Origin of the sequence: Streptomyces sp. NPDC050211 (genome assembly GCF_040656035.1) — a bacterium.
In the GTDB taxonomy this organism is placed as follows: domain Bacteria; phylum Actinomycetota; class Actinomycetes; order Streptomycetales; family Streptomycetaceae; genus Streptomyces.
Map to the genome: position 1 here is coordinate 272790 of NZ_JBFALC010000001.1, position 23983 is coordinate 296772.

Below are 23983 nucleotides of genomic sequence, written 5' to 3' on the forward strand. Positions count from 1 at the left end.
GCGGGCGGGTGTCACCCGTCGACCCGGGCAGTGATGGTGTCGGGCAGCAGGTGGGCGTTCACCGCGAACCGGGGGCGGCCCGCGAGGGCGGCCACCACCTCGGCCGCCCCCTCAAGACCGGCGGCGGCACGGGCTTCGGCGGTCTGGCCGGCGAGATGGGAGAAGACGACGATTCCCTCGACGTCCCGCAGTGGGCTGTCGGCCGGCAGTGGCTCCTCGCTCACCACGTCCAGGGCCGCCGCGGCGATCTCGCCACCGCGCACGGCGTCGGCGAGGGCCCGTTCGTCGACGACGGCGCCCCGCGCGGTGTTGACCAGCACGGCCGTCGACTTCATCCGCCGGAAGGCGGCAGCGTCCAGGAGACCTCGGGTGCGGTCCGTCAGCGCGGTGTGCACCGACACGTAGTCGGATGCCGCCAGCAGCTCTGGGAGCGCGACGAACCGCACCGACGGATCCGACCGCTCGTCCTTGGGCACACCGGTCGTGCAGAGCACCTCCATGCCGAAGGCCTGCGCCAGCGGCACCACGGCGCGCGCTGCCGCCCCGTATCCGATCAGGCCGAGCGTCGACCCGCGCAACTCGTGACCGTCCTCCCTCGGCCACCGGCCGGCCGCGACGCCCACCGCGCTCTCCACCAGTCGCCGCGCCGCCGCCAGCAGCAGGCCGAGGGTGTACTCCGCCACGGCGTTCGCGTTGATCCCCGGCAGGTTGCTCACCGTGATGCCGAGCCGTCCCGCGGCGACGATGTCGATCGAGTCGTAGCCGACGCCGGTGCGCACGATGGCGCGCAGGCGGGGAGCCTCGGCGAGGACCTGGGCGGTCAGGGGCTCATGGCCGACGAGTGCCGCGTCGATCCCGTCGAGGGCGGCGACGAGCTGCTCGGAACGGCGTCGGCCGACCAGGGGGGCGTGCACCGTCGTGTGGCCGTGCGCCCGGAGAAAGTGATCGACCTCGTCGCCGGGCCGCAGGTAGTCCGTGGTGATCAGGATGCGGGGCACGGTTCCTCGTCTCTGGCGGCACCCGTCGCTGGGATCGCGCCGGGCCGTGTGGATGGGCTGGTCACTTGGCGAGCGTCAGGTCGGTGCGCCGCTGCAGCACGCTGATCCTGGCCACGACGATGATCGACAGCGTCGCGACTATGGCGATGTCGGTGAGCATCAGGGGCCAGCCGGTGATGTCGACCATCCCGCCGACCACCGCCGGCCCCAGGAAACCCCCGCCGGCCCAGCCGACGGTGTACATACCGGCGTAGGTCCCGAAGACCCGCGCCGAGGGTGCGAGGTTCCACAGGACGACCACCGCGTTGACCAGGAAGCAGGTGGCGCCGGCCGCCGCGAGGCACAGCGCCACGGTGGCCCCCATCGGGGTCTGGATGAGGGTCCCCAGCACCATGGCACCGGCGAAGACCGACATGCCCACGGCCATGACCCGGAGCCGTCCGTAGCGCTCGGCGAGCACGGCCGCCGGGTAGGCCGCGAGGATGAAGGCGATACCGCTGGGCAGGGTGAGACCGCCGGCGGCCCCCTTCGACATGTCGAGGGCTTCCATCCCGTACGGCGTGATCAGCGACCGGGACGCGGCCCACGCACTGCCGAAGAGGAGGATCGCGACCAGGAGCAGGAGCCGACTGCGGTCGCTGTCCTTGAGGATCTCGACGAAGGTGTCCCGGACCCGTGGCTCGGAGCGCTCGGCGCTGTGCTTCACATCGCTCTCGGCCACCGCTGCCTGGTAGGCCGGGGACCGGCTGTCGCGCACGGTGGCCGCGAGCACCCCGATCGAGATCAGCATGATGATCGCGGGGATCGCGAACGCGAGGCTCAGGTGGTTGTCGATCAGGAAGATGCTGATGAGCGCGGCGACGATGGCCGTGATGCTGGAGGCGATCTTGACCACGGCGTTGGCCCGGCTGCGTCGCTCGGGTGCGATGAAGTCCGGTACGAGCGCCTCGGCGATCGGCTTGAAGGTGTTGGCGACGAGCGCGTAGGAGAACATCACCGCGATCAGGAGCGGCAGGGACGCCGCGCTGTGCGGGATGAGGATGAACAGCGCGGCGGCGATCGGCATCCCGACCACCAGGTAGGGCATCCGTCGTCCCCAGGAGGTCCTCGTCCGGTCGGACCGGTTGCCGATCCACGGCTGGATGAAGATGCCCAGCAGGTTGTCCATGCCCATCAGCAGGCCCACGACGGCCGCGCTGGCGAGGTGCTCCCGCAGAAGCGGGGGAACCTGGGATTCGTAGAAGTTCCAGGTCGACTCCTGCGCGAAGACCGCGAGAGCGACCAGGAACGTAATGCGCCGGGTCCGTGTGCGCTGCCCTGCTGACATCGTCGTCATGAGGGGTCGTCCCTTCGCGCCGCCACCATGTCGGGCAGCTACTGGCTGGGGTGTCGGTGTGGGCGTGTCAGGTCCGGTCGACCTCGGCCACGAGGGTCAGGTCGTCGGTGATCCGGATCCGGCAGTCCGGCCCGAAGGAACAGGAGGATTCGCGTTCCTCGAAGATCGCCGGACCTTCCAGTTCGGTTCCCGGCGTGAGTGCGCGGCGCTTCCAGACAGTGGCCTCGAGCAGCCCGTGGCCAGGGAAGTGGACCGGCCGGACACCGCGGCTCGCGTCACGTCCTCGTGCAGAGCCGCCCTCCGTTGACATCTCATGACCGGGCAGCCGCATCGAGAGCCGCCAGTTCACGACCTCAGCGGCCCCGTCGAGGCAACGACCGAACACGGAGCGGTACGTGGACTCGAAGGCGGTCCGGATGCGCCCGAGACCGGCCGGGCCGAGGTCCTGCTCGGACACGCCGACCTCGATCTCGAAGCCCTGGCCGAGGTGCCGCATGTCGACCGAGCGGCGGACATGGACCAGCTCCGGGTCTGCCGGCTGGAGCGTTTCGGTGGCGCGGGTCGTCATCTCGCCGTACAGCGCGGCGACCTGGTCCCAGTCGACGTCGGCGAGAGGCGACGGCAGACTGCGGACCTCGTCGACCGTCGGAGGGGCGGCCAGGAGCCCCCAGGCGGACATGACTCCGGCGCGCATCGGCACGATCACTCGGGGGATCTTCAGCGCCTTCGCCAGTCCGTAGGCGTGGGCGGGCCCGGCTCCGCCGAAGGCCAGCAGGGCGAAGTCGGCGGGGTCCTTGCCCTGCTCGGACAGGTGCATGCGGGCGGCGGCGGCCATGCTTTCGGTGACGACCTCGACGATCCCGGCGGCGGCGTCGGTGGTGTCGAGTCCCAGAGGGCCTGCCACCTCACGCGTCAGCGCCTTGTGGGCCTCGCGCGTCCGCAGCCTCATCTCGCCGCCGAGGAAGCTCTCCGCGTCGAGATGGCCGAGCACCAGGTCGGCGTCCGTCACGGTAGGCAGCTCGCCCCCACGCCCGTAGGCGACGGGGCCGGGCACCGAACCGGCGCTGCGCGGTCCCACCTTGAGCAGCCCGAGTGCGTCGGGTGCCGCGATCGAGCCGCCTCCCGAACCGATCTCGATCATGTCGACGACGGTCAGGCGCACCGGCAGCCCCGAGCCGGGCTTGAACTTGTCGACCCGCCCCGCCTCGAAGTCGTGCTTGAGCCGAGGCCTGCCCCCCTGCACGACGGCGATCTTCGCCGTCGTGCCGCCCATGTCGAAGGAGACGACGTCCTCCTCCCCCAGCGCCCGGGCGACGGTGGCCGCGGCGATGGCACCGGCCGCGGGGCCCGACTCGAGCAGCCGTACGGGGAAACGCTTGGCGTCCTCCAGGGTGGTGACGCCGCCGCCGGAGAGCATGATGCGCAGGGGCGCGTCCATCCCCATGGCGGTCAGGTCGTCCCGCAGGTCGTCGAGGTAGCGCGACATCAGAGGCTGCACGTACGCGTTCAGGCAGGCGGTGCCGGCCCGCTCGTACTCACCGATGACCGGGGCCACGGCGCTGGAGATCGTGACGGGGAGGTCGGGGTGGGCCCGGGCGACCAGGTCCCGGACTCGGTGCTCGTGCCCGGCGTTGCGGTAGGAGTGCATCAGCGCCACGGCCAGGGCCTCGATGCCTTGCTCCGCCAAGTCCCGCACAGCCGTGAGGACTGCGCGATCGTCGAGCGGTTCGAGTTCACGGCCGTCCGCGGCGATCCTCCCGGGTACCCCGCGGCGCAGGTGGCGTGGTACCAGCGGCTGGGCCGGTCGGGCGAGCAGGTCGGTGGTGTCGAACCTCGTCTCCCGTCCCATCTCGAGGGAGTCGCTGAATCCGCTGGTGGTCAGCAGGCCGACGACCGCTCCGGTGCGTTCCAGCAGGGTGTTCGTCACCAGCGTGGTGCCGTGCACGAGGCCCGCGATGTCGCCGGGGGCCGTGGACGTCTCCTCCAGCAGGCGGGCGATCCCCGCGGTGATGGCCTCGTTGGGGGCGTGGGGCGTGGTGGGCAGCTTGCCGGGCCAGGTCAGTCCCCGGCGGGGGTCGTGCAGCAGCAGATCGGTGAACGTTCCGCCGACATCGACGCCGATCCGGACCGTGCGGCTCATCGGACCACCTCCTCACGTGCGCTCCCGCCCGCGGTCCGGGCTGTGAGCGGGTCCTGCTGACTGGCTGGGACGGTGTAGGCGGCGATCTCGTCGGCGATCAGGAGTTCCGGCTCGCGCTCCTCGGCCCGGCCGAACCCGCCGCCGCCCGCGAAGGAGATGACCACCGACGCGCCGGGGGCCAGCTGTGAGATCGACTTCAGCGGGACGCGTTCGCCGGAGTCCAGGACGACCTGTGCGGTGGCACCCGGTTCACCGCCCGCCAGGCCGAGCGCCGGATGCCGCTCGCGGTCTCCGAGCAGCACCATCTGCACCGGTCGGCTCGTCGGGTTGCGGACCTCGATGGTCTGGCCCAGCCCCCCGCGGCGTCGGCCCCGTCCGCCCGATCCGGCACGCAGCTCCTTGCGGAGGAAGTGCAGCGGGGACGCGGCCTCCAGGGCCTCGATGCTGCCGCCGCCCGAGTTGGTCGGGAAGGCGGTGGTGGACAGCCCGTCCGACTCCTTGGCCGCGCCCATGCCCGCGTTGGCGAAGAGCATGAGGCTGAAAGGCCGGCCGGAGTCGTCGGCGCCCGCGAAGCGGACCCGCAGGGCGGGGGCGCCGCCGCTGTCGGCGATGACACGGTCCGGCAGCACCGGGGCCAGTGCCTGGTACACCGCGCAGGACAGGAGGTGGCCGGTGAGGTGCCGTGCCACCACGGGCGCGGGAAACCTCGGGTTGACGATCGTGCCCTCCGGGGCGGTGACCTGGATGGACCGGTAGGAACCCCAGTTGGTCCGTGTGGACGGGTCCAGCAGGATCTTCAGCGGATACATGGAGTAGGCGCGGGTGTAGTTCAGCGTCGAGTTCGTCGCGAAGGGCACTTGGGGGGAGCTGCCGGTGTAGTCGATCCCGACCTCCTCGCCGCGCACGGTCACCGCGCACTCGATGTGCGTGGGGTGGCCGTCGACGCCGCCCGCGTCCAGGGCGGCGCGGTAGACGCCGTCGGGCAGGTCGCGGACGCCCGCCCGCATCGCGGCGTCGGTCACCGCGTGGACCTGGGCCGCGAACGCCTGGAAGTCCGGCTCACGGAAATCGGTGAGGAACTCCCGGGCGCGTCGGCGGCACACGGCGTGCGCCGCGGCCTGCGCCTCCAGGTCGCCCCACACCTGGTCCGCCAGTCGTACGTTCGCCAACAGCAGGTCCTTGACCCCCTGCTCGGCCCGTCCGGCCCGGAACAGGCGCAGCGGAGGGATCAGGATGCCCTCGGAGATCAGCTCGGTCGCGCTCATCGAGGGTGTGCCACCGATGTCCGGTGAGTGCGCCACGGTGCCCGAGAAGGCGACGAGCCGTCCTCGGTGGAAGACCGGGGAGATCATGGCGATGTCGGGCAGGTGCCCGGTGGCGATCCACGGGTCGTTCGTGATGACGCTGTCGCCGTCCTGCCACTCGTCCGCCGGGAACCGTTCGAGGACCAGCGCGGTCAGCGAACTCATCAGGGCGGCGAAGGCGGGGATGCCCGCCCGTGACTCGGCCATCGTGCGGCCCGCGCGGTCCATCAGGACCACGGTGTAGTCGTTCGACTCACGGATGATCGTGGAGAAGGCCGTGCGCAGCATCGTGGAGGCCGCCTCGTCGGTGGCGGCGGCGAGCCGGTCCCAGCGCACCTCGAGACCGACCGGGTCGCAGACAGCTCTGATCATGACGCCGCGATCTCCTCTCCGACCGCGCCTGCGGCCGAGTCACCTGCCGCCGCGCCGCCGTGGCCGACGAGTGACCCCGCGGTGATCCGGTCGGCGATGGCCTTCCCCAGCCCCACCGTGGTCCCCGTGCCACCGAGGTCGGGGGTGACCACACCGGGCTCCTCGTCCAGGACGCTCTCGATCGCGGCCACGACGTGCGCGGCCGCCTCGTGCTCGCCGAGGTGGGTGAGCATCATGGCGCCGCTCCAGATCTGGCCGACGGGGTTGGCGACACCAAGACCGGCGATGTCCGGCGCCGATCCGTGCACCGGCTCGAAGAGGCTGGGGTAGGAGCGATCGGGGTTGATGTTGGCGCTGGGGGCGATGCCGATCGTTCCGGTGCAGGCCGGGCCGAGGTCCGAGAGGATGTCGCCGAACAGGTTGCTGGCGACGACCACGTCATACCTGTCGGGCTGGAGGACGAACTTCGCGGTCAGGATGTCGATGTGGTCCTTGTCGGCGGTCACGTCCGGGAACCGGGCGGCCATCGCGGTCGCGCGCTCGTCCCAGTAGGGCATGGAGATCGAGATCCCGTTGCTCTTCGTCGCCCAGGTCAGGTGCTTGCGCGGGCGGGACGAGGCGAGTTCGAAGGCATAGCGCAGGACACGGTCGACGCCGGTGCGGGTCATGACCGTCTCCTGGACCACCGTCTCGCGATCGGTGCCCTCGAAGATCCGGCCGCCGATGCTGGAGTACTCGCCCTCGGTGTTCTCCCGCACCACGTAGAAGTCGATGTCGCCCGGCTGGTGGCCGCGCAGCGGACTGCGTACGCCGCGCAGCAGCCGGACGGGACGCAGATTGACGTACTGGTCGAAGCCCCGCCGCAGCTGGAGCAGGCTGCCCCACAGCGACACATGGTCCGGGACCACCTCCGGCCATCCGACCGCGCCGAAGAAGATCGCGTCGAACGCGCCGAGTACGTCCCGCCAGTCCTCGGGCAGCATCGTGCCGTGTCGCAGCCAGTAGTCGGCGCTGGCGAAGTCGAACTCGGTGACGTCGAGTGCGAACCCGTGCACCTCGGCAGCGGCCCGCAGGCACCTCAGGCCCTCCGGGACCACCTCGCGGCCGATCCCGTCGCCCGGAATCGCTGCGATGCGATAGCTCTGCGGCACGAATCCACTCCCCAGTCCAGGTGATCGATGCGCTCGTCCGGCGATGAACACTCTGTCCAGGAGAGGAGGAGTTCCGGCCCGCGGCGCGACTGGGTCCTACCTTGGCCAGCGGTGACACCCGTTACAAGGCCGTAACGGGCAAGGTACGTTTTCCGCTGTGGAAAGCCCCCGGCGCTCTGGTCGCCCCTGGTCCGAGAGCCGTTCCGTCGTGGACGACCTTCAGTTCTTCCACGTGGTCGCGGCGAGCGAGACGCTGACGGCCGCCTCGCGAGAACTCGGTTGCTCGCTGCCCGTCGTCAGCAAACGCCTCAGCGCGCTGGAGCGCCGTCTGGATGTCCGGCTCGTCCAGCGCGGCGCCCGCCGACTCGTGCTGACTTCGGAGGGTGAGCTGTACGCGGCGCGCGTGGAAGCGATCCTCGACCAGGTACGAGAGCTGGAGGACACGATCACCGACACGGCCGCGGGGGTGCGCGGATCCCTGGTCGTCGAGGCCACGCTCGGTCTCGGACGCGCCCACATCGCGCCGCTGCTCGGCGAGTTCGCCGCGGCCCATCCGGAACTGCGCGTCCGGATGCAGACATCCGCGCTTCCGCTACGGCCCCACCAACGTGAGTTCGACGTGGCCGTCCACGTCGGCCTGCCGCCCGACTCATCGCTGCGCATGCGGCGGCTGGCCAAGAACCGGCGCGTGCCCTGCGCGGCGCCGTCCTACCTCGCCGAGCACGGCACCCCGGCCGGCGTCGAGGATCTGGCCCACCACAACTGCATCGTGCTGCGGGAGAACGAGAGCGATTTCGCGCTGTGGCGCTTCGGGGACGCGGACCGTCCCCGGCATGTACGGGTGCACGGCAGCCTGTCCAGCAATGACGGCGACGTGGTGACCGGCTGGGCGCTGGAGGGCCGAGGCGTGATCATGCGCTCGGAGTGGCACGTCAGGCCGCATCTGGACCGTGGCGAACTCGTCCGGGTCCTGCCGCACCTGTCGACACCGGCCGCCGACATCTACGCCCTCCTCGAGGAGGACGGACATGTCCCGCGACGTGTCAGCGCGCTCATCGACTACCTCGCCGCACGGCTCCCGCTACGGCTGGGACACGCGAAGGACCAGTCCGGAGCCGCGCGGGGCGCCGGCTAGGCCTGTCGAACGCACCTGACGGTGCCGGAGTCGAACCGTCAAAAAACCCTCAGGTTCCCCGTGAGGCGGTCGTCAAGTCCACTCAGAAGGATGTGGCGGGTCGTCTTCCGAACAGTGAGGGAATCATTGATGGCTACGCTCTTGTACCGGCTGGGCGCGTGGGGTGCTCGGCGGTGGCGAAGGATGTTGATCGGGTGGCTCCTCGCCCTCGGTGCGGTGGTCGGTCTCGGCCTCTCCGTCGCCGGCTCCTTCACGGACAGCAGCTCCATTCCGGGCTCACCGGCCCAGACCGCACTGACCAAGATGGAACGGCACTTCCCCGAGCCGGACGTCCAGTCGGCGCAGGTCGTGTTCCAGGCACCGGCCGGCCGCAAGGTGACCGAGGCGGATCTGCGTACGCCGCTGGAGGCCATGGGCCGGGTCCCCGGGGTGAGCGAGGTCAGTGACCCGTCCGAGAGCGGGACCGTCTCCGAGGACGGCCGCACCGCGGTGGCTGAGGTCACCTTCACCACCAAGGAGGCCGACGACGTGCCCGAAGGCACGTTGGACGCGGTGAAGGCCGCGGGGGACGAGGCCCGGCAGGCCGGCCTGAGGACCATCTACGGCGGTGAGCCCTACGAGACCTCGCATCCGCCCGTGGGACCCGGTGAGCTGGTCGGACTGGGCGTGGCCCTGGTCATCCTGGTGATCACGTTCGGGTCGCTGCTCGCGGCGGGTCTGCCTCTGCTCACCGCGGTGCTCGGGATCGTCGGCACGATGGCCGCGATGATCGGTCTGGCCACGGCGTTCGACGTCTCCGACAACGCACCCACCCTGGCGATCATGCTGGGTCTCGCCGTCGGTATCGACTACGCCCTGTTCATCGTCTCCCGGCACCGCGCCCAGCTCGGCACGGGCATGCCGGTCCGGGAGTCCGTCGCCACGGCCACCGCCACCGCGGGCAGCGCCGTGATCTTCGCCGGAGCCACGGTCCTCATCGCGCTCTCCGGTCTGTCCGTCGCCGGTGTGCCGATGCTGACCTCCATGGGCCTGGCGTCCGCCGGAGCGGTCGCGGTCGCCGTCATCACCGCGGTGACTTTGCTGCCCGCGCTGATGGGAATGGCCGGTCACAGGCTCACGCCCAAGGCACCCCGGACCGCCACCCGACGCCGCCGGTTCCTGCCCATGGGCCGTAAGCGCGGCGCGGGGCAGGCGGCGCACAGCGGCCGGACCGCCACCATGGGCGTGCGCTGGACCGAGGGCGTCCTGCGCCACCCCGTACGCAACCTGATCCTGGGCACCGCCGCGCTCATCGCCCTGGCCATTCCCGGCATGGAACTGAAGCTGGCGCTCACCGACGAGGGTTCCGCCGCCACGAGCGGCTCCAGCCGCCAGGCCTACGACGTGATCAGTGACGCCTTCGGTCCCGGCGCCAACGGCCCCCTCGTCGTGCTCGTCGAGAACGACGATGCGGCCACCGTCACCTCCACGGCCACCGCTGTCGCGGACGAGCTGCGCGGGGTCGACGGCATCGCGGACGTCAGCGGTGTCGACATGGCCGAGGACGAGACGGCGGCCCGGATCCAGATCATCCCCGAGACCGGCCCGCGGTCCGAGGAGACCAGCGACCTCGTCTCCCGGCTGCGCACCCAGATGCAGCCACTGGCGCAGTCCAGCGGCTCTTACGTCGCCGTCACCGGTATGACCGCGGTCAGCATCGACGTCTCCGACAAACTCAGCGGCGCACTCGTGTCCTTCGTGATCGTCGTCGTCGGCCTCTCCCTGCTCCTGCTGATGATCGCGTTCCGATCGATCGCCATCCCCATCAAGGCCACCATCGGGTTCCTGCTGTCCGTGGGTGCCGCCCTCGGAGCCACCGTCGCGGTCTTCCAGTGGGGATGGCTGGCCGGCCCGCTGGGCGTGCCCAGCCAGGGCCCGGTGGCCAGCTTCGTGCCCATCATCGTGATGTCCGTGCTCTTCGGACTGGCCATGGACTACGAGGTGTTCCTCGTCTCCGCCATGCGGGAGGACTACAACCGCCACGGCGACGCCCGCACCGCCATCCTCAACGGAGCCCGCGACGCCGCCCGCGTGGTAACTTCTGCCGCGCTCATCATGGTCTCGGTGTTCGTCAGTTTCCTGTTCTCCCGCGACGCCGACATCATGCCGATCGCCTTCGCCCTGGCCTTCGGAGTCATGGTCGACGCCTTCCTGGTCCGTATGACCCTCGTGCCGGCGGTCCTGGCGCTCCTCGGTGACCGGGCCTGGTGGCTCCCGCGACGTCTTGACCGCGTACTGCCCCATCTCGACGTAGAGGGCGGGAACTTCCACGCTCCCCAGCCGGCGGCTCCCCACGTCCCCGTCAAGGAATCCACCCCAGCAAGCCTGTGACAACGCGATGATCAGCAGAGCCGACACCGGAACCACCGAGTTCGCCGCACCGGCGGCAACGGCAGACATCGGGCGGCCGATGCCGCCACCAGGAGCACGCATGAACGCCGTCAACACGCCGGGTACCGCCGACCGTGTCCTCGTCATCGACGACGACCCCGGCATCAGGCGCCTGCTGATCTCGGCACTCCAGTTCGCCGGATTCGAAGTCGACGTGGCGGGCGACCTGACCGAAGCCCTCGACCAGGTCGCCCGCCGCCCCCCGAACGTCGTCGTCCTCGACGTGATGCTCCCCGGCGCCGACGGCTTCGAGATCCTCCAACTGCTGCGCGCCCGCGCCATAGACGTACCCGTCCTCTTCCTCACCGCCCGCGACGCCGTCGAGGACCGGGTACGAGGACTGCGCCTGGGCGGCGACGACTACGTCACCAAACCCTTCAGCGTCGTCGAAGTCGGCGCCCGCTTGCAGGCACTGCTGCGCCGTGCTCGCAGCGGAACTCCCGCCGCCGAGGAGACACACCTGCGGTGTGGCGACCTCACCCTCGACGACCCCCGCCACGAAGTCCGCCGAGCAGGCCAGCTCATCGACCTCTCCCCCACCGAATACCGTCTGCTGCACTACCTGCTGAGTCACCAGGGGCAGGTCCTCTCCCGCGCCCAGATCCTCGAGGCCGTGTGGCAGTACAGCTTCGGCGGGGACTCCGTCGTCGTCGAACGCTTCATCTCCAACCTCCGGCGCAAGATCGACCATGGCCGTACGCCGCTGCTGCGCACCGTGCGCGGCGTCGGCTACAGCCTTCGAGAGCAGGACGACTCTTGACACTCCGCGGCCGTCTTCCCTGGGCCTTCTCCAGCGTCCGCCTGCGTCTGCTCGCGGGGCTCGCCGTTCTCCTGGTCGTCGGCCTGGTGGTCAGCGCCGTCATCAGCGCCGTTCTCCTGGATGACTTCCTGGACAAGCGAAACCAGGACACCCTCAAGGCAAACGCCGAGCGTCTGACACGGGTCATCGGCCAGGGACCGCAGACCGCCAACGCCGACCAGCTCGGCGCCCTGCTCGGCTCGCCCCTGGGCACAGTGGCCGTCGACGAGGACAACAAGGTCCTGCTGAGCACCGGTTCCGCATCCGGGGCCGCCGACGAGCTGGCCGCGCTCAGCGTGACGGCACCCGCGGGAAGCGTCGTCACCTTGGAGGGGGGCGACCTCAGCGCCGTACGCATCCCCAGTCCCGGCCTGGTCATCGACCGCGGGCCCGCCGAAGGCACCGTGACACCCGCGACCGTCATCCTCACCATCGACACCTCCGTCGACGACGCCACCACCGACGCGCTCATCAGACGGCAACTGGCGTTGATCGGCGGCGCGTTGCTGGTGCTGCTGGGGCTGTCCGTCATCGTTCTGCGCCTGGGTATGCGGCCGCTCGCCCGCATGGCCCGCAGCGCCGACGCCATCGCCGCGGGCTCCCTGACCGAGCGGCTGCCCACCCATCGCAACGGCAGCGAAGCCGACCTGCTGGCCAAGGCGGTCAACCGGGCGTTCGACGCCCAGGCCCGCGCGGAGGCGACCGTGCGCTGGCTGGCCGCCGACACCTCCCACGAACTGCGCACCCCTCTGTCCACCATCTCCGGATGGCTCGATCTGCACCGCCAAGGCGGCCTCTCCGGACCTGGCCTGGAGACCGCACTCGAGCACATCGAGAACGAAGTGGGGCGGATGCGCCTGCTCGTGGAGGAACTCGCGCTGCTCGCCCGCCTGGACGCCGGCCGGCCCGTCGAGCAGGACGACGTGGACCTCACCGTCCTGGCCGCCGGCGTCGTCGAGGACGCCCAGATCATCTACCCCCAACGCGACATCGCCATGGCACCCACCCTGCCCGCACCCGTCATCGGGGATGCCGCCCGTCTCCAACAGGTCCTGCGCAATCTGGTCGGCAACGCCGTCCAGCACACCCCGGCTCAGACCTCCGTGCGCGTCGAGGTCACCCTCAGCCGTGACACCGCAGAGCTGAGTGTCATCGACAACGGTCCTGGAATCTCCCCCGAGGACCTGCCCCGCGTCTTCGAGCGGTTCTGGCGTGCCGAGGCCAGCCGGAGCCGCGCCTACGGCGGTTCCGGTCTCGGCCTGGCCATCGTGGAGGCCATCGTCCACGCCCACCACGGACAGGTGGCCGTGTACTCGGACGTGGGGGTCGGAACCACCGTCACCATCCGGCTCCCGCGCGGCCATCGGCCGTGATGACTCACGCACGGCATCTGACCGGAACTTCTGCGCCGCGCTCATCGCCCTCGACGAGGCCGCCGTCACGGCCTGAACGCCGGGCACGGGAGGCGTAGAGCCTGTGCGCCTGGCTGAACGCCGTTGAACGTGCGGGCACCTCTGTGCAGTCGATCCCCTTACGAGGCCGCTTGCAGCTGGTTCGCGATGAAACTCGTGTGGGTGATGCCGGGCACGATGAGCCCGCTCTCATAGGCGAAGGCGATCAGGTGCCCGCGCCGGCGGAGTCCGAGCTTGCTGAGCATGTGCGTGATGTGGGTCTTCACGGTGAGCGGACTGAGGTCCAGGTCGCGGGCGATGGAAGCGCTGTCCTGACCGCGCGACAGCATCGTGAGGATCTCGCGTTCTCTGAGGGAGAGATCGCCGGTGAGTTCGGGCGTGACCCGTGCCTGAGCCGTGTTGACAGCCGGAGCCGTGCCCAGGGCCACGACAAGCCCACCCCGGCTCACGGTTTCCAGGGCCGCGATCAGCTGTGACGCGCTGACGTCGGCGGCGAGAATACCCGTGGCGCCGGCGCGCACCTGGGCGTCGACCTCCTGAGCACGGGAAGCGCCGAAGACAACGGTCCGGGCCACGGCACAGGTCTCGCTGATCAGAGCGGTGAAGTCGTCCGGCTCATCCGTCTGGACGGAGCGGTCGAGCAGGACGAGGTCCGCATCGACGCCGCCATGGAGCAGGTCCCTGAGGTCGTCGCTGTGCACGGCGGCGGCCACCCTCATGGAGCTGCTCGAATCGATCACCTTGGTGAGGGCGGCCCGCACAAGGGACGGCCCGCCCGCGACAATTACTTGGTTCACGGGTCCTTCCTCTGCCTCACGGACCGGGATGACTCGACACATCATTCACACCGCACTTGACGGTCGGCCCGCAGTCAGCCTGAGCGTTTCTTGACGGCCGCCTCAGGGATTCGTCCGCCCGCAACCGGTTGACAATCCTGCTGTAGCAAATACCGTACTGCCTCATGGGACAGCTTCCGCAGCTCACGGTCTCCGCGACCTTGGGTGACCAGGCGTACACGGCGATCCGTGAGGCGATCGTCTCGGGCGTCCTCGAGCGGGGTCAGAAGGTGACCGAGCGGGGGCTGGCCGAGTCTCTCGACATCAGCGCGACACCGGTACGCGAGGCGTTGCGCCGCCTGGAGCAGGACCGGCTGGTGGAGAGGACCGGCCCCCGCTCCGTGCGCATCGCGAAGTATGCGGAGGACGAACTGCGGGAGTTCTCCATGATCGGCGACTCGCTCCGTGCGCTGGCCGCGCGGCTGGCCGCGGAGAAGTCAACCGCGGCACAGAGACTGCAGATGCGTACCGTCCTCGACGAGGCCGACCGCCTGTGCAGCCAGACCGCCGAGGTCAGTCCCGGCAGCGCCGACGAGCGGAAGCTGATCGAGGAGATCCTGTACTGCATGCGACAGTTCCATGAGCTGGTAGACCAGGCCAGCGGGAACGCGACCTTGCTGCAGATGCTGCACATGGTCGACGCCTTCGGCCCGGACGAACGACGCAACAGCGTCCTGTCCGAGATCAGCGACGAACGGCGCAGCGCCGTGGATGCGCGCTATCACCAGCACCGTGCCATCTACGACGCCATCGCCGCCGGAGACGGCAGGCGGGCGGAGGAGCTGATGAACGCGCACAGCCAGTCGTCCAGCTCCTCCCTGATCACGGCGCGCTTCTCGCACTGAAAGTCACCTGAAGGGGTCACTCGCCCGCCCCCCTCAAGAAGCTATAGCAAATAGCTGATGAGGAACGTACATGCTATGGCATATGGCAAAGGAGCCGCGATGCCCGACATCTCCGCGCCAGTGGAAGGGCCCTCCGACGGAAAGTCCACCGCCCCGCGGCGAATGAGCGCCGGCACCGTCCTGTGGGTGACCCTGGCCGTCTTCGCCCAGGAATCGGTGTGGAACTTCTACGACGCGCAGGTCCCCTCCGAGCTGCGGCAGTACATCGCCTCCGCCGGCCTCGTCGGGCTGATCATGGGTATGGACAACGTCCTCGGGGTCCTGATCCAGCCCTGGATGGGATTTCTGTCCGACCGTCGCACCCGCGACGGCAAGGGCCGTTGGGCGATCATCCTGACCGGAGCCGCCCTGGCCTCGGTGCCCTTCGCCCTGATCCCCTGGACGCACAGCCTTCCGCTGCTCATGCTCTGCGTCGTCGGCTTCGCGGCCATGGCCAACGCGTTCAAGGGCATCACGGAGACCCTGGTCTCCGACTACGTCGCCCCCTCCCACCGGGGCAAGGCCCAGGGCTTCGTGAAGGCCGGCGTCAGTCTCACGATCGTCGTCTCATCGCTGATCAGCCTGCTCGTCGTCGACCGCAGCATCACCCTGGCGTTCGCCATCCCGCCCGTCCTCATGCTGCTGTTGCTCACCACGTCCTGGTTCTGCCTGGGCCGCCGACACCACGCCGCCACGCTGTCGCACGCCGGTGAGCCTTCCGCCCCCGAGACGCACCCCGCCGCGAACCCACCATCGGCCGACTTCGCCTCACCCTGGGCGGTCATCAAGGACATGGTGCGCGGCCCGTCCCGCGCCCGGGCCCTGCTCATGCTGGGCATCTTCTGCTTCGCCGGCATGTGGTCCGCCCTGCGCTCGCTCATGACCCCGTACGGAACCGAGGCACTGGACCTGTCCCGCGGCTCGGCGGGTGGGCTCGCGCTACCCGGCGCCGTGGCCTTCCTGGTCTGCGTCGTCCCCCTCGCCTACGCCTCGTCCCGGTTGGGCCAGGTGCGCGCCATGCGCTACGGCGTCGGCGTGTTCATCGTCGGCCTGCTCATCGGCTTCTCCGTCCCCACGGTTCCCGGCACGGTCATCTCCATGGTGATCGCTTCCGTGGGCTACGCGGCCTTCGCCGTCAACGCGCTGGTCGCGTTGTGGAACCTCGCTCCCAGCAGACACGTCCTGGGCACCTACACCGGCCTGTACACCGTCGCCTCGTCCACCGGTGCGGCACTCGGCCCCGCCCTGCTCGGCCTCACCGTCGATGCGACCGGATGGCGCTTCATGCTCCTGAACGGCGCGGTGTTCGCCACGATCACCTTCGCCGTCTTCACCCGCCTGGCCCGCCGTACCACTCCCCCCTCGCACTGACCCGTCGCCCCACGCCCCCTCACCAGGAGAGACAGAGACCCACATGGAGTTGCGCATCCTCGCTCCCACCGGAGCACTCGGCGCCGGCTTCGACGCCGCCGCCTTCCGACGCGGCGTCGCGGCCCGCCCGCACGTCATCGCGTGTGACGCCGGATCGACCGACTCCGGACCGGCCGCACTCGGCTCGGGCAACCCCAAGCTCTCCGACCAGGCCGTCTCCCGCGACCTGCGCCTTCTGCTCACCGCGCGCGACGAACTGGGCGTGCCGCTGATCATCGGATCCTGCGGCACCAGCGGCCGGGACACCGGAGTCGACCGCGTCGCCACCCTCGTACGCGACATCGCCGCGGCGGAGAACCTGCACTTCAAACTGGCTCTGATCTACTCCGACCAGCCGACCGAACGTCTCCAGCACCTCTACGACGCCGACCGCCTCCAGCCGCTGCCGCACGCCCCCGAGATCGACCGGGAGCTGTTCGCCCGCAGTCACACGGTCGCCATGATGGGTGTCGAACCCATCCAGGAGGCTCTGGACGTCGGCTGCGACGTCATCCTGGCCGGACGCGCAAGCGACACCGCGCTCTTCGCCGCGCTCCCCCACATGCTCGGCGCCGACCCCGGCCTGACCTGGCACATGGCCAAGACCATCGAATGCGGCGCCGCCTGCGCCATACCCCCGTCCGCCAACGGCCTGCTCGTGCACCTGCGGGACGACCACTTCGATGTCACCACGCTCGCCGAAGGCAGCCGTCTCACCCCCCGGTCCGTCGCCGCCCACACGCTGTACGAGAACGCCGACCCGTATCGCGTCGCGGAGCCGTCGGGCACCCTCGACACCAGCGACGCCACTTACGAGGCGATCGACGAGCGCACCGTCCGGGCGCGCGGAGCACGCTTCGTCCCCGCGAACGGCTACAGCAACAAACTCGAAGGAGCCGAACTCGTCGGCTACCAGACCGTCATCGTCGGAGGAGTGCGCGACCAAGTGGTCATCCGGCGCCTGCCCGACCTGCTCCCCTTCGCCAAGAAGTACTTCGCGGAGAAGATACTCGACGTGTTCGACGGCGTCGTGGACCCCGATGACGTCGACATCGACTTCCGCCTCTACGGCGACGGGGCCGTACTGGCCACCGCGGAACCGGAATCGCTGCACCCCCGCGAACTCGGCGTCCTGATCACGGTTACGGCACCCGACCAGCCAACGGCCCACGCGGTCGCCACCTTCGTCGCGCACGCCAGCAGCCACCTGCCCATACCGGAATACGACGGGCTGGTCTCCACCCTCGCCTACCCGTACTCCCCGCCCGAGATCGACCGCGGCCCCCTCTACCGGTTCACCCTCAACCACGTCGTCACCGGAGTCAGTCCCACAGAACTGTTCCGCACCACCACCGAGGAGCTGTGACCCATGACCACTCTGCTCGACTACTGCTCCCTGGTGCGGTCCAAGAACGCCGGTCCCTTCACCCTCACCTTCGACTTCATGTGCCACGACCAGGCCGCCTATGACGCCCTCGTCGCCAGCGGCTTCCTCAGCAGGGAACTCTTCGCCGACCTCTACGGCGCCGACCCCGCCGACATCCTGCTCGTCAACCACCCGCTCGCTCTCGCCGTGAAGGTCTCCCTCCCCCGCCCGACAGTCCAGGGCGATCTGCACGACAGCGACTGCTACGCGGGCCAGCAGTACGCCCCCCTGATGGACCTCGCCGTGAGCGACGTGGACAAGGAGCACCACGGATGACCGCCGAACGCCCCCTGACCCCCTGGGACCTGCCCGCCGGGCACCCTGGCATCACCTTCCTCACCGGCCCCACGACGTTCTTCGCCCTCGCCCGCGACCCCCGCTTCTCCTACTGCCTCTACGTCCCCGCCGACCACACCCCCGCCGGTCCACCCCTTCCCCTGGTGGTCACCGTCCACGGAACAAGACGCCGCGCTGAAGCACTCCGTGATGCCTTCGCCGACTTCGCCGACCGCCACGACTGCGTTGTCCTCGCCCCGCTCTTCCCCGCCGGAATCACCGGCCCGAACGACGTGGACAGCTACAAGCTCCTCTCCCCTGCCGGATTCCGCCCCGACGAAGCCCTGCTCGACATGGTCGACGAAACCGCGGCCCGCTGGCATGTGCGCGCCGACCGCTTCCACCTCCACGGCTTCTCCGGAGGAGGCCAGTTCGCCCACCGCTTCGCCTACCTCCATCCCGACCGAGTGGCGTCCCTGTCGGTGGGCGCCCCCGGGCGCGTCACCCTCCTCGACCCCACGACGACATGGTGGCACGGCACGGCCGACATGAAGGAACAATTCGGGACCGACGCCGACCCGGCAGCTCTACGCGGCCTTCCCGTGCAACTGGTCATCGGCGAGGACGACACCGACGCAGCCGAACTCGCACCCGACGACGAGCGCCGGCCCGTGCCCGCGGGAACCAACCGCATCGAACGCATCAACGCGCTGCGCGCCAACTGGCGCGAACACGGCATCGACGTACGCCTCGACATCGTGCCCGGCACCGGTCACAACCACTTCGCGGTCCTCCCCGCGGTCCAGCAGTTCCTCGAAACCCAGGTGTCCGCGTCCCCCAGCTGATGCCCGACCGCGACACGGGCAGGCGGGCCGGCCCGACCTTCGCACGCTGCGGCCAACTCCTCGCCTGATAGGCAGCCAAGGTTGTACAGCCTGGGCTGTCTATCTACCATGAGGGCATGCTGCCAGCGGATGAAGTGCCCTTGACCGAGGCCGCCGTTCAGGCTGCCGGCGACATCTGGGTGGTGGTCGGCCGGCTCCGCCGCAAGCTGCACGCCCTGGAAGCGGCGGAGGAACCGACGGGTGGAGACGGGGGCAGGGAGAAGGAACCGTCCCCGCCGCAGAGTTCCGTCCTGCGCCGCCTCGCCAGGAACGGCCCCGCCTCTGCCAGTGATCTCGCCGCTGCCGAGGGCGTACGGCCTCAATCAATGGCCAAGACCGTCATCGCCCTTGAAGAGGCCGGACTCGTCTCGCGCAGCCCCGACCCCGATGACGGGCGGCGGCAACTCGTCTCGCTCACCGACCGGGGCCACGAACGGCGCAGGGGCGAGCGCCTCGCCCGGCAGGCGTGGCTCGCCCGCGCCCTGCAACAGCACGGGACCGAGGAGGAGGTGCGGGCGGTCATCACCGCCATGGCGCTGCTCGACAAGGTGGCGCAGGCGTGACTCGGACAGCCGCGCGCAGGCAACGTCGGGCAGAGAGGGGGGCTTCGATCGTCGCCTGATCGCACCGATGATCCTGGGCTCGATTCTCAACCCCATCAACTCCTCGATGCTCGCGGTCGCGCTGATCCCCATCGGCCGCGCCTTCGACGTACCGCCCTCGCAGACGGCATGGCTGGTCTCCGGCCTCTACCTCGCGACGGCCGTCGGCCAGCCGGTGATCGGCCGACTTGTTGACGCGTTCGGTCCGCGTCGGCTCTATCTGCTGGGCACCGCGCTGGCCGGCCTGGCCGGACTGCTCGGCACCCTCGCGCCGAACCTGTGGGTGCTGGTCGCCTCCCGCGTCCTCCTCGGATTCGGAACCTCGGCGGCCTTCCCGGCGTCCATGGCGCTGCTGCGCTCCGAGTCCGAGCGCACCGGCCGGAAGAACCCGAGTGGCGTCCTCGCCGCGCTGTCGATTTCCAACCAGGTCATCGCTGTCGTCGGCCCGGCCCTCGGGGGCCTGCTGATCGGCACGGGTGGCTGGCACCTGATCTTCGGCATCAACGTGCCGCTGTCGCTCATGTGCCTTGTCCTGGGCGCACTGTGGCTGCCACGCGCGACGCCCCCGGGCAGGATGGCACGCATCGATGTGTCGGGCATGCTGTGGTTCGCCGGATCGCTGACCGCGTTCATGTTCTTCCTGATGAACCCGGCAGTCGCACACTGGTATCTGCCAGTGCTGGGCCTGGCCACGGGCTCGGTGTTCGTCCGCCGCGAACTCCGCACCGACCAGCCGTTCATAGACCTTCGGGTCATCGGCGGAAACGCACCGCTGCTTGCCACGTTCACCCGGCAGTGCCTCGCCTACACCACGTCGTACGCCTTCTTCTACGGCTACAGCCAGTGGCTCCAGGAGGGCCGAGGGCTGAGCGCGCCGCAGGCCGGTCTGCTTCTGCTGCCGCTGTCGGCGACGGCCATCGGTGTCACCGCACTCACGGGACGCCGTAGCCAGGTGCGGGGCAAAATCATCGTCGGCGCGCTCTTCCAATGCCTCGGCTGCGCAGCGTTGTTGCTCCTCAGTGCGGACACTCCGGTCTGGCTGCTCGTCGTGCTCAGCGCGGTCGTCGGCATCCCTCACGGGCTGATCGGGCTGGCCAACCAGAATGCCCTGTACGCGCAGGCCGATCCGGCCCGCATGGGCTCGTCCGCGGGACTGCTGCGTACGTTCATGTACATCGGCGCACTGTTTGCGGCGGCGGCGAGCGCCGTGTTCTTCCACGATGGCGCCACCAGTTCCGGACTACATGCCATGGCCTGGCTGCTCATCGGCGTGGCCGCATCGTTCCTGCTCCTCTGCATCGCCGACCGGTCATTGAGCGGCGTCGGCACAACACCGTTGACGAAGTGAGTTAACGTCGATAACTTATCGCCATTAACCCAGATGGGAGCAGTCCGTGACCACGCTTGCCGCCGAAGATGTCTACGCTCTCGCGCCGTACGCCAAGACCCTCGGAGTCGTGTTCGACGAGATGACGGCGGCCGGCGTTCGAGCCACGCTGGCGCACGATCTCTCGCTGTCCACGGTGGGCGGCGGCTTCCACGGAGGAGCGTTGATGGGACTCGCCGATGTGAGCGGTGCCGTATGCGCCGCCCTGAACGGTCCGGTCGGCGGCGCACCGGCCACCGTGGAGTCGACCACGCACTTCCTTCGGCCGGCACACACAGACGTCGTCGCGACAGCTCGCCCCCTGCGGGTGGGTCGCAACACCGTCGTCGAGGTCAACGTGCATGACGCCCAAGGCGAACTGTGCGCCCGGGTGACCCAGGTGGTCACCGCCGTCAACCCGAAGACATCCTGACGTCGCTCTCCCCCGAAGGCTCCTGTCTGTGACCGGCTCCCGCGTTCGCGCCGCCAAGGGCCAGGGCGGTCTGCTCCGCGACCAGCTTCTCGACATCGCCGGTCAGCTACTCGAAGACGGTGGCGCCGACGCTCTTACGATTCGCGCGGTGGCGACAAATGCGGGCGTCACCCCGCCGGCCGTCTACCTCCACTTCGCCTCGAAGAGGGAACTCGTCCACGCCACGTGCCTGCGCGTGTGGGATTCACTGTTCATCGAGTTGGAAACGGTGTCCCGGGGGATCTCGGACCCTGTGACGGCGCTCTACGAAACCTGCGTCGCATACATCGCGTTCGGGCTTCGCCATCCGTCCCAATACCGACTGGTGATGGATGGCGAGGCTACCGAAGCCAGTCGCCAGAACGAAGACGCGTGCTTCCGCTATTTCCGGGACAAGGTCACCGCCTGTCTCAATGCCGGAGTACCGGTGGAGAGCCGGACCGAAACCGCCAGACTGCTCTGTGCCGGCGTGCACGGCGCGGTTTCCCTCCTGATCCACCAGGAACGTGACGCATGGCCGCCCGACACCGCTCGCTATACCACCCGGGCGGCGTCCTCAGCCGTCCACGGCGCACTTCTCACCGCGTCTCACGCGTCCAGACCTTCGATATCTGCCGTGCTGCGGTCGGACTGAACCACGTTGGTGCCGAGCACGGCAAGTAGCTCCAGTTTGGCGACCGAGTCGGTTCCGACGGCCGGGGTGAACCAGAGAAGTCGTTGCCGTCCGTCCTCGCTGAACAAGCTAAGGCAATTGACCTCGAGTAGCCCGAGTTCTGGATGTATCAGACGTTTTCTGTCATGGCGTCGGAACTCGACATCGTGCCGTGCCCAATGTTCGCGGAACTCGGGGCTGCGCGCGGTCAACGCCGTGACGATTGCGGTGACTTCGGGGTCGTCGCCGCGCCGGGCCGAGGCCGCACGCAGGTCGGCGACGAAGGATCGGGTGACCTTGGTGTGGTCCTCGGGCGGGTACAGCGTCCGCGCTGCCGGGTCGGTGAACCACCGGTACAGGAAGCTCGCGCTCCATCCGGTCGTGGACGGTGGCGGGCCGAGCAACGCACGGGCCAGCGGGTTCTGTACGAGCATGACGCGCAGGTCGGTGACCACCTGGGCCGGTGTGCCGTCCAGGCGGTGCATCAAGTCCAGCATCCCCGGGTGGACGTGGTCAGCCGGACCACCGGGCGGGGGCACCGGACGGCCCGCCAGGGCAAAGAGGTGATCGCGCTCCTCCCGGCTCAGTCGGAGTGCCCGGGCGAGCGCGGCGAGCATCTGCTCGGAGGGCTGGACGCCCGCCCCGCGCTCCAACTCGATGTAGTAGTCGACCGAAGCACCGGCCAGCTGAGCGACCTCTTCACGGCGAAGACCCAATACACGGCGGCCTCGCCCGGTCGGTAGGCCGACATCCGCGGGTCGTATGCGATCACGGCGTGACTTCAAAAAGCCGCCCAGTTCGGAAAGGTTCACACCCCCACTCTGATCTGACCGCACCTCGCTTGCCAGGGGTTGCCAACCCCTGCATCAGAAACCCTTGGTTGCCGTCTGTGCGGGAGTTACGGCGCCGTCGCCAGGCGGGGCAGAGACGGTGCGGGATGGTGGATGCGGCCGGTGCCGTGCGACAGGGGCAGGCCCGTGCCGCGGTGGGCGTGGGCGATGATCTCCGCGGTGATGGAGATGGCTGTCTCCTCGGGAGTACGGGCACCGAGGTCCAGGCCGATCGGTGAGTGCAGCCGGGCCAGTTGCTCCTCGGGAACGCCGGCTTCCAGGAGCAGGTCGCTGCGGTGGCCGTGGGTGCGTCGGGAGCCCATGGCGCCGACGTAGCCAACGGGGAGGGCGAGCGCCAACCGCAGCAGGGGGACGTCGAACTTGGCGTCGTGGGTCAGGACGCAGACGGCGGTGCGGGCGTCGGTCTCGGTGGCCGCGAGGTAGCGGTGGGGCCAGTCGGTGACGATCTCGTCGGCGTACGGGAAGCGGGCCTGCGTGGCGAAGATGGGGCGGGCGTCGCAGACGGTGACGTGGTAGCCGAGGAAGCGGCCGGCCTGGCTGAGGGCAGCGGCGAAGTCGACGGCGCCGAAGATCAGCATGCGGGGGCGGTCTGCGTGGGTGTGGACGATGACGGTCAACTTCTGGGGGCAGGCGTCGGTGTCGCCGCCGACCTCGATGCGGGCGGTGCGGCCCGCACGCAGGAGTGCGCGGGCGTGCGCCACGACCACCTGGTCCTCGTTCTCGCCGCCGAGCGTGCCGTCGTGGGGACCGCCGTCGGGGACGTGGAGGGTGCGGCCGAGGAGTTCGCCGGGGCCGTCGATGACGTGGGCCACGGCGCAGGAGCGCCCCGCGACCACGGCTTCGAGGGCAGCGACAAGGTGGGGCTCGGCGGTGGGGTCCACGCGCTGTACCAGCACCTCGATCTCGCCGCCGCAGGTCAGGCCGACGGCGAAGGCATCGTCGTCGGAGTAGCCGAAGCCGGCGCGGGCGGGTGGCCCGCCGTGTGCGAGGACGTCTTGGCACAGTTCGTAGACCGCCGCTTCGACACAGCCGCCGGAGATGCTGCCGACGGCGGTGCCGTCCGTGTCGACGGCGAGGGCGGTGCCGACGGGCAGCGGTGCACTGCCACTGACCTGGACGACGGTGGCGAGGGCGAAGGGGCGGGCCTCGCGGCACCACTGGCGCAATGTGTCCGCGATGTTCAGCATGGCGGGCTTTCCGTGAGATCGGCGAGTTGAGGGGACCGCCGCCGCGCCCTGGGCGAAAGG

Annotated in this window: 21 protein-coding genes; 13 read left to right on the top strand and 8 right to left on the bottom strand. The window is 69.7% G+C overall.

All coding sequences use genetic code 11. The features are described 5' to 3' along the window. Nucleotides 1–11: 11 nt before the first annotated feature. The 5 genes from AB0I98_RS01195 to AB0I98_RS01215 all read right to left on the bottom strand — a co-directional run bounded on the left by AB0I98_RS01195 (nt 12) and on the right by AB0I98_RS01215 (nt 7301). Nucleotides 12–998, bottom strand: coding sequence for a phosphoglycerate dehydrogenase (locus AB0I98_RS01195; protein WP_362933401.1), 987 nt, complete (start codon nt 996–998; stop codon nt 12–14). Between the two features lie 61 nt (nt 999–1059). Next, nucleotides 1060–2334: an MFS transporter gene (locus AB0I98_RS01200; protein ID WP_362933404.1), complete on the bottom strand. Its 1275-nt coding sequence runs from the start codon at nt 2332–2334 to the stop codon at nt 1060–1062. Nucleotides 2335–2401: 67 nt separating this feature from the next. Beyond that, on the bottom strand, nt 2402–4474 hold the full coding sequence (locus tag AB0I98_RS01205) for a hydantoinase/oxoprolinase family protein (protein ID WP_362933407.1): 2073 nt from the start codon (nt 4472–4474) through the stop codon (nt 2402–2404). Continuing rightward, complete coding sequence (locus AB0I98_RS01210; protein ID WP_362933410.1) at nt 4471–6150, bottom strand: hydantoinase B/oxoprolinase family protein; 1680 nt, start codon at nt 6148–6150, stop codon at nt 4471–4473. Before AB0I98_RS01210 ends, AB0I98_RS01205 begins: the two co-directional genes overlap by 4 nt. Continuing rightward, nucleotides 6147–7301 carry a tartrate dehydrogenase gene (locus tag AB0I98_RS01215; protein WP_362933413.1) on the bottom strand — a complete coding sequence of 385 codons (1155 nt, stop codon included), beginning with the start codon at nt 7299–7301 and terminating at the stop codon, nt 6147–6149. The genes AB0I98_RS01210 and AB0I98_RS01215 overlap by 4 nt, the downstream gene beginning before the upstream one ends. 208 nt (nt 7302–7509) lie before the next feature. On the opposite strand from AB0I98_RS01215, the gene AB0I98_RS01220 reads away from it, so the two are divergent. From AB0I98_RS01220 to AB0I98_RS01235, 4 genes are all read left to right on the top strand, one after another. Continuing rightward, nucleotides 7510–8436, top strand: a complete 927-nt coding sequence (locus AB0I98_RS01220) for a LysR family transcriptional regulator (RefSeq protein WP_362933416.1) — start codon at nt 7510–7512, stop codon at nt 8434–8436. A 129-nt stretch (nt 8437–8565) separates the two neighbouring features. Continuing rightward, nucleotides 8566–10806, top strand: a complete 2241-nt coding sequence (locus tag AB0I98_RS01225) for an MMPL family transporter (RefSeq protein ID WP_362933420.1) — start codon at nt 8566–8568, stop codon at nt 10804–10806. A gap of 100 nt (nt 10807–10906) precedes the next feature. Next, a complete protein-coding gene (locus AB0I98_RS01230; protein ID WP_362933423.1) occupies nt 10907–11626 on the top strand; it encodes a response regulator transcription factor in 720 nt (239 codons plus the stop codon). Continuing rightward, nucleotides 11623–13038, top strand: coding sequence for a HAMP domain-containing sensor histidine kinase (locus AB0I98_RS01235; protein ID WP_362933426.1), 1416 nt, complete (start codon nt 11623–11625; stop codon nt 13036–13038). Before AB0I98_RS01230 ends, AB0I98_RS01235 begins: the two co-directional genes overlap by 4 nt. 158 nt (nt 13039–13196) lie before the next feature. Here AB0I98_RS01235 and AB0I98_RS01240 read toward each other — a convergent pair whose 3' ends face one another. Next, complete coding sequence (locus tag AB0I98_RS01240) at nt 13197–13874, bottom strand: response regulator transcription factor (protein ID WP_362933429.1); 678 nt, start codon at nt 13872–13874, stop codon at nt 13197–13199. 164 nt (nt 13875–14038) lie between these two features. Here AB0I98_RS01240 and AB0I98_RS01245 point away from each other — a divergent pair, with 164 nt between their 5' ends. From AB0I98_RS01245 to AB0I98_RS01285, 9 genes are all read left to right on the top strand, one after another. Continuing rightward, the gene (locus AB0I98_RS01245) at nt 14039–14758 is read left to right on the top strand and encodes a GntR family transcriptional regulator (RefSeq protein ID WP_362933432.1); all 720 of its coding nucleotides are present in this window, start codon (nt 14039–14041) and stop codon (nt 14756–14758) included. 99 nt (nt 14759–14857) lie between these two features. Next, on the top strand, nt 14858–16168 hold the full coding sequence (locus tag AB0I98_RS01250) for an MFS transporter (protein ID WP_362933435.1): 1311 nt from the start codon (nt 14858–14860) through the stop codon (nt 16166–16168). Between the two features lie 43 nt (nt 16169–16211). Further along, a complete protein-coding gene (locus AB0I98_RS01255) occupies nt 16212–17573 on the top strand; it encodes an acyclic terpene utilization AtuA family protein (RefSeq protein WP_362933438.1) in 1362 nt (453 codons plus the stop codon). Nucleotides 17574–17576: 3 nt separating this feature from the next. Next, nucleotides 17577–17909 carry a DUF4387 domain-containing protein gene (locus AB0I98_RS01260; RefSeq protein ID WP_362933441.1) on the top strand — a complete coding sequence of 111 codons (333 nt, stop codon included), beginning with the start codon at nt 17577–17579 and terminating at the stop codon, nt 17907–17909. Continuing rightward, the gene (locus AB0I98_RS01265; protein ID WP_362933444.1) at nt 17906–18754 is read left to right on the top strand and encodes a PHB depolymerase family esterase; all 849 of its coding nucleotides are present in this window, start codon (nt 17906–17908) and stop codon (nt 18752–18754) included. The genes AB0I98_RS01260 and AB0I98_RS01265 overlap by 4 nt, the downstream gene beginning before the upstream one ends. Before the next feature lie 116 nt (nt 18755–18870). Further along, nucleotides 18871–19356 carry a MarR family transcriptional regulator gene (locus AB0I98_RS01270; RefSeq protein WP_362933447.1) on the top strand — a complete coding sequence of 162 codons (486 nt, stop codon included), beginning with the start codon at nt 18871–18873 and terminating at the stop codon, nt 19354–19356. 67 nt (nt 19357–19423) lie between these two features. Next, on the top strand, nt 19424–20743 hold the full coding sequence (locus tag AB0I98_RS01275) for an MFS transporter (RefSeq protein WP_362933450.1): 1320 nt from the start codon (nt 19424–19426) through the stop codon (nt 20741–20743). Nucleotides 20744–20789: 46 nt separating this feature from the next. Next, entirely contained in the window at nt 20790–21194 is a 405-nt protein-coding gene (locus AB0I98_RS01280; RefSeq protein WP_362933453.1) for a PaaI family thioesterase, read from the top strand. A 28-nt stretch (nt 21195–21222) separates the two neighbouring features. Beyond that, on the top strand, nt 21223–21867 hold the full coding sequence (locus AB0I98_RS01285) for a TetR/AcrR family transcriptional regulator (protein ID WP_362933456.1): 645 nt from the start codon (nt 21223–21225) through the stop codon (nt 21865–21867). Here AB0I98_RS01285 and AB0I98_RS01290 read toward each other — a convergent pair. Beyond that, the gene (locus AB0I98_RS01290) at nt 21822–22697 is read right to left on the bottom strand and encodes a helix-turn-helix domain-containing protein (RefSeq protein ID WP_362933459.1); all 876 of its coding nucleotides are present in this window, start codon (nt 22695–22697) and stop codon (nt 21822–21824) included. The genes AB0I98_RS01285 and AB0I98_RS01290 overlap by 46 nt on opposite strands. A gap of 86 nt (nt 22698–22783) precedes the next feature. Beyond that, nucleotides 22784–23923 (bottom strand): XdhC/CoxI family protein, encoded by a 1140-nt coding sequence (locus tag AB0I98_RS01295; protein WP_362933462.1) that lies wholly within the window; start codon nt 23921–23923, stop codon nt 22784–22786. Between the last annotated feature and the right edge of the window lie 60 nt (nt 23924–23983).

Coding starts and splice junctions, on each gene's coding strand:
- AB0I98_RS01200 (WP_362933404.1), bottom strand. CDS start 2,334: ATGACGACGATGTCAGCAGGGCAGCGCACACGGACCCGGCGCATTACG.
- AB0I98_RS01205 (WP_362933407.1), bottom strand. CDS start 4,474: ATGAGCCGCACGGTCCGGATCGGCGTCGATGTCGGCGGAACGTTCACC.
- AB0I98_RS01210 (WP_362933410.1), bottom strand. CDS start 6,150: ATGATCAGAGCTGTCTGCGACCCGGTCGGTCTCGAGGTGCGCTGGGAC.
- AB0I98_RS01225 (WP_362933420.1), top strand. CDS start 8,566: ATGGCTACGCTCTTGTACCGGCTGGGCGCGTGGGGTGCTCGGCGGTGG.
- AB0I98_RS01230 (WP_362933423.1), top strand. CDS start 10,907: ATGAACGCCGTCAACACGCCGGGTACCGCCGACCGTGTCCTCGTCATC.
- AB0I98_RS01245 (WP_362933432.1), top strand. CDS start 14,039: ATGGGACAGCTTCCGCAGCTCACGGTCTCCGCGACCTTGGGTGACCAG.
- AB0I98_RS01250 (WP_362933435.1), top strand. CDS start 14,858: ATGCCCGACATCTCCGCGCCAGTGGAAGGGCCCTCCGACGGAAAGTCC.
- AB0I98_RS01255 (WP_362933438.1), top strand. CDS start 16,212: ATGGAGTTGCGCATCCTCGCTCCCACCGGAGCACTCGGCGCCGGCTTC.
- AB0I98_RS01260 (WP_362933441.1), top strand. CDS start 17,577: ATGACCACTCTGCTCGACTACTGCTCCCTGGTGCGGTCCAAGAACGCC.
- AB0I98_RS01265 (WP_362933444.1), top strand. CDS start 17,906: ATGACCGCCGAACGCCCCCTGACCCCCTGGGACCTGCCCGCCGGGCAC.
- AB0I98_RS01270 (WP_362933447.1), top strand. CDS start 18,871: ATGCTGCCAGCGGATGAAGTGCCCTTGACCGAGGCCGCCGTTCAGGCT.
- AB0I98_RS01275 (WP_362933450.1), top strand. CDS start 19,424: ATGATCCTGGGCTCGATTCTCAACCCCATCAACTCCTCGATGCTCGCG.
- AB0I98_RS01295 (WP_362933462.1), bottom strand. CDS start 23,923: ATGCTGAACATCGCGGACACATTGCGCCAGTGGTGCCGCGAGGCCCGC.